Origin of the sequence: Neobacillus jeddahensis (assembly GCF_000612625.1) — a bacterium.
In the GTDB taxonomy this organism is placed as follows: Bacteria; Bacillota; Bacilli; order Bacillales; family Cytobacillaceae; genus Neobacillus; species Neobacillus jeddahensis.
Genome location: NZ_CCAS010000099.1, coordinates 1 through 8495 on the forward strand (window position 1 = coordinate 1; position 8495 = coordinate 8495).

Consider the following 8495-nt stretch of genomic DNA (forward strand, 5'->3'; position numbering starts at 1 on the left):
GGATAAAACAGTTGCATAAATGAGTTCATGGATTTCTCTTCAATATTTTTATATGTTTCTACCATATCCGTAGTAGTTTGAAGACTTTGATATGATGACATCTTTTCTAAGTTTGTAATTAGTTTCTTATATTCTGCCATATTAGTTTTTTTAGCGCCTTCGACTATCTCGTTTAATACTTCCATAAGTGCATAAGAATCTTTTTCTAAATGCTTTTTAACTTTACTCCTTACGTAATCAGAAACCACTCCCATCTCTAATGGATGCACAGAGGTAATAAATGGCAGAATTTCATTTAATAATTCATTGGGTGGTTCTTGTCTTTTGTGAAGGAAGTCTTGAAATAAATTGTTAAAATAGCCATATAAATTAACGAGAAACGGTATTCCAAATGGAACCTTACTTATAGATGGAAATTTAGATTCCGCGCATGTTCTGCAGAAATCAGGATTACAAATTTGATTTACTATTTCAATAACATGATAAAGCTCTTGCTTGTTGCATTTTTCGCACTCTGTTAAAAAAAGTTCCTGGTCAACTTTTCTAGAAAATTGATTAATTAACTGTCTTCTAAGATAAGCAAAACAAGGTTCGTTAATATATGGTTCAAGTGCTTTAGTTATTTTATTTTTTAATTTCTCGGAAATTTGATAAAAGTTTTCTCCTGTTTCACTTTCAATTGCAAAAAAACCTTTTCTCCAATCTCCAATTGAGGCATTAGTTATTTTTTGTATTTCGATACCCATAACATTAATAGATTCTTTAGCGAGATTAATCTTAAATTTACGTGATACTCCTTCGACGCAAATGTGTTTAAAAAATGCTCCATTTTGTGCAAAATAAACACCCTTATTTTCTGTCAAAATCTTTTTAATTTCCTCAAACATTTCCTCTTTAAAAAATCCCAAGAAAACTTCTTTATTAAACTTTAACCATATCACATCATCAAGACTGTTACCTTCAGGATTTGTATCAATCAGTCCATACAATTCTTCATCAAATAGAAGGCTATGAATCGATAGCTTGTCTATTGTAATATTTCTACCAACTTCTTCTAAGGCAATTTTTAACGTTTTTAAAAGGTGTTCCATATATCTATCCTCCTTATCACAAAAAGTTCTATTGTTATTTACATATTTGTTGTTGCAATCGTAAGTACATACTTTGTTCATCCACACGAAAAACTGTTAAAGTTGAACTGAGTGAATTTTTTGCAGCCTGTAACAAGAGGTCCCTTGTCACTTTTTTCTCTTCCCATTTAACACTGATACAGTTTGGATAGTAATCACCTATAACCGAGCTGTTGTACTTATGTGTGTCTGTTACTTTTCCAACTATGTATTCCCTTTTGTTTTTTGCATATGACACAATTCTACCGACTATCTCTATTTCATATGCAAAACGCCAGACTTGACTTGCCCAATTTATTCTTTTTCCAGGTTTTTCTCCATAATAGATTTCATGGGCCTTTTCAATAAAATCATTTCTATTTCTAAATTTTTTAGGGTTACCAAGGTCGGCCCATCCAATTGATGCTACTCATTTCTCTAACCATGAAGAAATTAGTTCATTATTATCTCCTGCTCTTACCATCCACCATTTTGTCATTTATATATTCCCCTTTAAAAAATTATTGTTATTTACAAACAAGTTCGGAATGAATGGGATTTTGGCTAATTCATACCTATAAAAGGGATTAGTCTTATCCCAATTGGAAGGCATTTCTTTTTGTTAGCTTAAAATAAAAAAGGGCCTTTAGTGGCCCGTTAATCCAATATTAACTGACTAAATTCACGAGTAAGTAAACTTTCTAATCAGTTAAACGCAACAAAATGTAGAACACTAAGAAAACCGAATCCAATTTCTTCAGTATTGATAGTTTAAGACTTATTAATTTAGAATCAATTCCAACCTGTCTGAAAGTATTTTCTCTTTTCCCTCCTGTCCAGAACAACTGAACAGGTTTCCCAATCGATATTCTTAACACCATTATTATACCGATTTTCAAAAGGATGCACTTTCGGCACATTATCAATAATCTTCTCTGCTTCTTCACGTTCGTTATTTGCGACTTTTATCCATACGTCTTCTAATACATCAGGAAGTTGTCCAAACACTTCTGTAATGCCTTTAAGTCTGTTAGAGAGCAATTCGTGAACTCTATCTTCAACTGAATCCTTATACCGCATATTAAAGACGTAAATCGTATCATTGACTTGGCCAATACGCTGAATACGTCCCTTTCTTTGTTCAAGACGTGTAGGGTTCCAAGGTAAGTCAAGGTTGATAAGTGTTCCAAGGGTCTGTAAGTTTAGCCCTTCAGATGCCGAATCTGTACCAATCATCACTTTGTATTCATGCTTCTTAACACCATCTTTAATTTCTTCCTTAGTTTTTCTCTTAAAAGCCCCGTCAAGGTATACACCAGATTTAGTTCCTCCTGCATACAAAGCAATAGGTACTTCAGAGAATTCCATTGACAATTTTTCTGCAACCCATCGAGCAGTATCGTAGTATTGGGAAAATATGATTACGCCTTTGCCAATCCACTTTCCATCCCTTAGCAGTTCTACTGTTTTTTCATATTTTGGGTCGATTGCATTATTAGAGTCCAGTGCATCAACAAAGCGATTAAGTAACTCATATTCTTCAGGTGTCAAGTTTTTAAGTTCACTTTCTTCAATGTTTACATCACTATCGTCATCTTCCTCAACAATTTCATTTAATCCATTACCCCATTCGTTCAGCATTTTATAGCCTGTGTTTTTACCAGCCTCAATTGAACTACCTATACGTTTTAAAAGTAATGTCTTAAAGAAACCCGCACTTTTAACCCTTTGACTGAGTAAATTACAAAACTCTTCAGCAAGCTCATACGCAGTCTTCATGTATCCTGTAAGAATTAATGCTCCGTCATCACCTTCACCAAGTAACTCAACATTGATTTTTTGAAGGTAAGGTAGTCCAGTGGTTTCGTCAATAGTATTCTCTAGGTATGTTCGTTCACGCCTAATTACGTGTCGGATATAAGGATTGAATTTCTCATAAAAACCCATACTTAAGATATTTCCGACGTGAAGACTTTCTGGTTTTGAAAGTTCAACGAACCCTTTGCTTACAACAAACTTCTCTTCCCTCAAATGAAAAAGATTCCTTAGCACATTAAACTTGGGATGTTCTGTTCTCGGAGGGAAAGGGTTTCTCATCCATTCCCAATTCTCAGGGTCAAAGAATTCTTTTGTTACTTTCCCCATAATTAGGTTCAAGCCTTCATTTAGTCTCGCAGATTTTCTCCAAAGCGAAGAGGGAGAACCTAAAATACTATCATTTTTCTGTGACAAAATATTAAGCAAATCCCATAGTTCTATTGGATAAAGCTGAATAGGCGTTGCTGTCGCAAGCAACATACTATGCGTTTTTCTTGATATATCAACTAGGAATTTATAGAGGTTATTCATATCAGGTGACTGGCTCTCTTTTCCCTCTCCAAGATTTCTTCTTCTTGAACGATGAGCCTCATCAACTATGATACATTCATATTCTTTATTCAGTAAGTATTCACGCACAGGAGAACCAGAGGTAATTAGTCCTTGAGAAATGATTCCTATCTTTCTTGGACACTTAGTTATATCTTGGTTACCTCTATTAGGATATTTAAGTCCATTCTCATCAATCCAGTTTCGGCCATCCCATATAGCTACAGGTAAATCTAAGAGGCTGTTAAGCTCACCTTGCCATTGCCATATTAAAGTCTTTGGTGCAATAATTAGTACTGGTTTTTCTCCATACAGTGCCATTAATTGAGCACTCATTCCAAGTTGAATTGTTTTACCAAGCCCAACTTGGTCTGCAAGAATATATCTTGCACCATATGGCATTTTATGGTCACGAAAGGCTACATCGACAAAGTATTTTTGATGTTCCCATAAACCTAACTGTTCCCTATAAACAGGTGATTCGACCGCAACAGACGCTGTTTCATTCTCATCGAGAGCCTTCCATTCTTCAACATTATCAACAACTTTTCGTTCAGAAATCCTTTTAATATCATCAATAATAAAGTCAGACAGTGGTACGGCTGTTGGGTCATTCCAGAGCGCATCAAATTCCTCTTGAATCCAATTTATTGATTCAAATGAACTATCTTCCCACACAAGCTCATAATTCGTTTTCCAAGCAGTATGTGACTCATTTACGCTACCTAGAAAGGAAGTTTTAGTGCCATCTTCTAAAGTAATGACTCCAGCTTTACCATGTATAAGGCCAAATTTGTCATTGGGCAATACTCTAACTTCCATCTTTTTTAAACTAAGAAACTCATATAGTTTTTTAAAACGAAATTGTGCATTTTTTATTTCTTCTGGTTTAGAATCACACCACTCTTTACGCAGCGATTCTTTAGCAAGTTTAGCAGTTCTTACATCATCAATAGATAAATCAGAGTTACATATAACTCTGATTGTTCCCGAGATGGATTCGAGATTTTCACCAGCAACCTCAAAGATAGAACTACGGAAGTAACCTGCAATACGGTCATAACTCTTTGCATTTTTCAGTTTTTTATTTAAGAGAGAATCGGAAATCGACTCTCTTCTTGAAGAATATCTTTTCAACCTAGACATTCCTTACACACCTTCATTTTTAAGTGCTTCACGAAGCAATTTAGCATGGTAAGAATGTTCCTTCCAGTGTTCCATGTGATTAATATATTCCAACTTTGAAATAAACAGCAGAATTTCACTCATAAGTGGTTTTTTATACCAATAATCATTGCTCTCATTGAAAGCATTTTTTAAATAATTTCTACCTTCTACAGTCGATTGAGCTTTTGTTGTTTCATTTATTGCTACTAGCAAATGTCTAAGTAAAGTGGAACCAAAGCCATCATTATTCAAGAATGCCATCTTGAATTCACTTGGCGTTTTAAGTCGTGCAGAGTTTGCTTTGAAATTTGCAAACATATCTGTATAATCAGATACACCAAAACCTCTTGCCAACTCTTGATATGAACTTATTTTATATATACCATTCATTTCAAGCTCTAGACCTCTTATGAAAAACCTTTCTTCAGGCTTTAAATCAGTCCAATGGCTCTTATCAAATCCTTCTGGAATTAAATAGTCATAGGCTACGCGAACTGCCTTGTTGATTAAAGCTTCTATTGGATTTACTTCTTTACTATCTCTTGGTTGTGATAACCAATATGCAACATCTATGCCCTCAATCTCTTTATATGCTGTAAGTACTTTAAGAGAAGATGCATAAGATGCTAACAAATAATCTGCATCAGTAAAGTCTGGGTCATCTTTATCATCAAGTTCCCTCATTGAATCGATGATGTTCTTAACCTCGTGCTTTATTTCATCATAGAGCTCATCCTGGAACGCCATTTCATTTGAGTTTTGCTTTTTTAGCGTTAACAGTACAGTCCCCTTAACGTAGTTGCCTGATTTAAGACCTCCAGATTCTGTTTCAGTTGCAACATTCCAAGCTGAAACAACATGTAATCCTGCTGACCATAGTATCATAGCAAGTTCTGACCATACTTTAACATCTTGATGAGTAAACATTACAACTTGATATCCATTATCAGGCATATGATTTGCTAGATTTCTATAGATTTCAATCATACTTTCATTGAATGATTGTCCTATTCCTTTAACAGCAAGGATTTCTTTTGTATCGGTATACCAATCAGGAAATGCCTTCTTAAATAGAAGTCTATTCCAAGATAAGAAGAACTCAGTCAATTCATGATAATTTACAGCATCGGCATATGGAGGGTCAGTTATCCATATATCTGAATAAGTTTCAATTCTCCTTGCATCTTCAGCTTTAATTTCATAATTAACATTAAGCTCACTATTATGGATGGTATAAAACCAGCTTGAGGATAAATTTACAATACTTTTTGCAGTGTAATTGAAAATAGTATTCAGTGCCTGATTATAAAAAGTATCAACACCATTTTCCTTTGAGGCATCTGCCACCCATCTCGATAATTTCGAATTAAAATTTAAACACCTATTTAAACCAAGATACCCTGCTACCAAGGTAAGGTTATCTTTAGCTCTTTTATTCACAGTTTTTGAAATCAATCCCGATAAGAGAAGTTGACGAGGATTAAAAAGCTGATGCCAATACTGAAATCCTCTCTCCCTTTTTGGTTGGTCTGTATTATATCCGTCCTCAATCCTATCTGTTGGGATATATCCACACTCAGACCATTCTTTAAAAAGTGACTCCATAATTACTTTTACTTTTCTTTCACGTTCAAAATCTTGTTCTGTTGGCTTTACGTAATATTTTCCTTTATCACTTAGATACCTGATTGCATATAACCTATCAATGAAAATATCACTTTGATTTGGATAGAACTCATCTTGTCTCCATTTTCGAATCCCATTAATAACATCGCCGTTCTCATTTTTCTTATCTCCCCTTAAGGAAGGAATTGGTGTTTCTTTCTTACAATGTGGACAAAACATTCTATTATTATTGATAGTTTTTAGAGACTCAGCCAGTTTTAAGTCATCTTTACTTGCATTTTCAATAATATTAATCTCAAATCCATCGACTTCATTATCCTTTAGTATAGCTACAGTTTTTGTACCTTTCCCTATTATCCATGAGGGAGATAAAGGTACTTTATAGCTGCACTCTGGACAATTGGTTTCATAACAATACAAATATGATAATGCATTGTCTCCTTTTTCATTTATATCTATTCTCATTTCTGAAACAGTTTCCTTTACTTCAGAAAATACTTCTTCCAGAAATTTTGTGAGTTTTAATGCTTCTGAAGCATTGGTCCCCACAACATTTATAGCTGACCAATTTAACAAAGCTGCAAGAGGGTTTAAATCAGATGAAAATACATCCGCACCCATTCTTGCTGATTCAAACGGAATTGAACCTCCTCCTGCAAAACAGTCCCCCACTCTTGGAACATGTCCAAAACGTTTCTCTCCAAGCTGTTTGGTTAGTTCTTGTAATGAATAGGCGTTTGTCTTTAAATGCTCATTTATTTCTTCCCAAATATTCCTGTCTTCCATTAAGGCATTTTCAGGACGTTCACAGTATGTTAGTTTTTCGTCATATGACAGTCTATAAAACACAATTTTCTGCAGGTATTCCTTCTCTTCTTTAGTTATTTCATTTATATAAGTCAGCTTATCTACTGTTTCTTTAAAATATTTAGCTCGTTCAATCTTATTAAGGTTTGAGTAAATAGTGTTAATATTTAGACTCTTACTTTTTCTTAACCATAATCCTTCATCGTCCATTGTAAGAATTTTGAGGAATATTTCTCTGTCCTTAACGGGATTTTCAGAAACTGGCATTAATGTTCCCAGTAGAGTGGCTCTAACTAAAATTAATGGTTTTCGTCCCCACCACTTTCCTAATGGGGTCAATGTTTGAGTAGTACCAGCTCTTCTTTCTTTATAGCTTTCCTTTGATATCTTACTAACTGGAAATTGTGTCTCAATAAATGATTTTGTATAATCGAGCATGTAATGCCTCCTATGGTATGAATAAAGAAGGAGACACTGATTCTCCTTCCTTTGCGACGATTGTTACATCTTCTTATAAAAGTACTCCATGAGATTACCTTGAATCCCATTTTCATCAACAGGATTATCAGTTAAAGCATATCTAATTGCAATTCTCCAACCACGTTTTTTTGCATAATGTCCAGTTGAAGCATTTGCCATTGTAAAAAGCCACCATCTTTCTTCAGCAGACAGTCCCATCCAGTTTTTAATTGCTGTAGGAATTAATCCTGGGTCTGAATCTTCAATTGCCCACAACAAAAGAACCAATTCTTTTCCATATAATCTTTCAAGTGGATTATCTCCAATCTTGAACTTTCCCACGACGGTATTGTTAATACCTAACCTTCGATTAAATTCTTTCTCTATAGTATTTTTAATAGCCTGCCATTTTTCATAGGAAATGAGCACCTTAATATTTTTTTCCTCTATATCAGATTTTTCATCGTCAGTTCCATCCCAATGAAAACGTTCATAAATGATGACTTCTTTATTCTTACTTCTTGGTATTCGAATAAGAAAGTGATGTTGGGTCTCTTCTGGAATAAAGCCAAATCCAAGAGCCTGTTGTTTTGCCAAATGCAGGTCCTCCTTTATTGTGTAATTTTATTCCTAAATGATTCTATAGTCGTACCTTGCTTGGATATCCATTGCTCAAATGTTCTCCCAGATTCAAAGTCAACATTGTTAATTGTCGCAGTAACTTCGTACTTTTTATCTGCAAAGAATTTATCAATCAACTGATTAAGTTCTTCAATTAAATCATTAACATTAGTGATTTCAAAATCTCCAAGGCTTAACATCATAAATCCATTTCCACTTCGCTCTTGGATAGTGATATCAACACCTCTAACTTTGGTATTGAGCTCTTTCAAATTATCTAAAACTTTGAAGGTTTCAGTTGTCGAAGTCGGCATTAGTGGCTCGTGCAACTTAACAGGC

Annotated in this window: 5 protein-coding genes; all 5 read right to left on the bottom strand. The window is 34.4% G+C overall.

Going from position 1 to position 8495, the window contains the following annotated elements:
• Positions 1-1091 (bottom strand): hypothetical protein (locus TY15_RS22250; RefSeq protein ID WP_042375608.1); only part of this gene is annotated, 1091 nt, incomplete at its 3' end.
• An 810-nt stretch (positions 1092-1901) separates the two neighbouring features.
• Positions 1902-4622 carry a phospholipase D-like domain-containing anti-phage protein gene (locus tag TY15_RS22255; protein WP_040209688.1) on the bottom strand — a complete coding sequence of 907 codons (2721 nt, stop codon included), beginning with the start codon at positions 4620-4622 and terminating at the stop codon, positions 1902-1904.
• 3 nt (positions 4623-4625) lie between these two features.
• Positions 4626-7514 carry an anti-phage-associated DUF1156 domain-containing protein gene (locus tag TY15_RS22260; protein WP_040209690.1) on the bottom strand — a complete coding sequence of 963 codons (2889 nt, stop codon included), beginning with the start codon at positions 7512-7514 and terminating at the stop codon, positions 4626-4628.
• Positions 7515-7577: 63 nt separating this feature from the next.
• Positions 7578-8132, bottom strand: coding sequence for a DUF3780 domain-containing protein (locus TY15_RS22265; protein WP_052353872.1), 555 nt, complete (start codon positions 8130-8132; stop codon positions 7578-7580).
• 14 nt (positions 8133-8146) lie between these two features.
• Positions 8147-8495: hypothetical protein (locus TY15_RS22270; protein ID WP_211199105.1), on the bottom strand; the 349-nt coding region annotated here is incomplete at its 5' end.

Coding starts and splice junctions, on each gene's coding strand:
- TY15_RS22255 (WP_040209688.1), bottom strand. CDS start 4,622: ATGTCTAGGTTGAAAAGATATTCTTCAAGAAGAGAGTCGATTTCCGAT.
- TY15_RS22260 (WP_040209690.1), bottom strand. CDS start 7,514: ATGCTCGATTATACAAAATCATTTATTGAGACACAATTTCCAGTTAGT.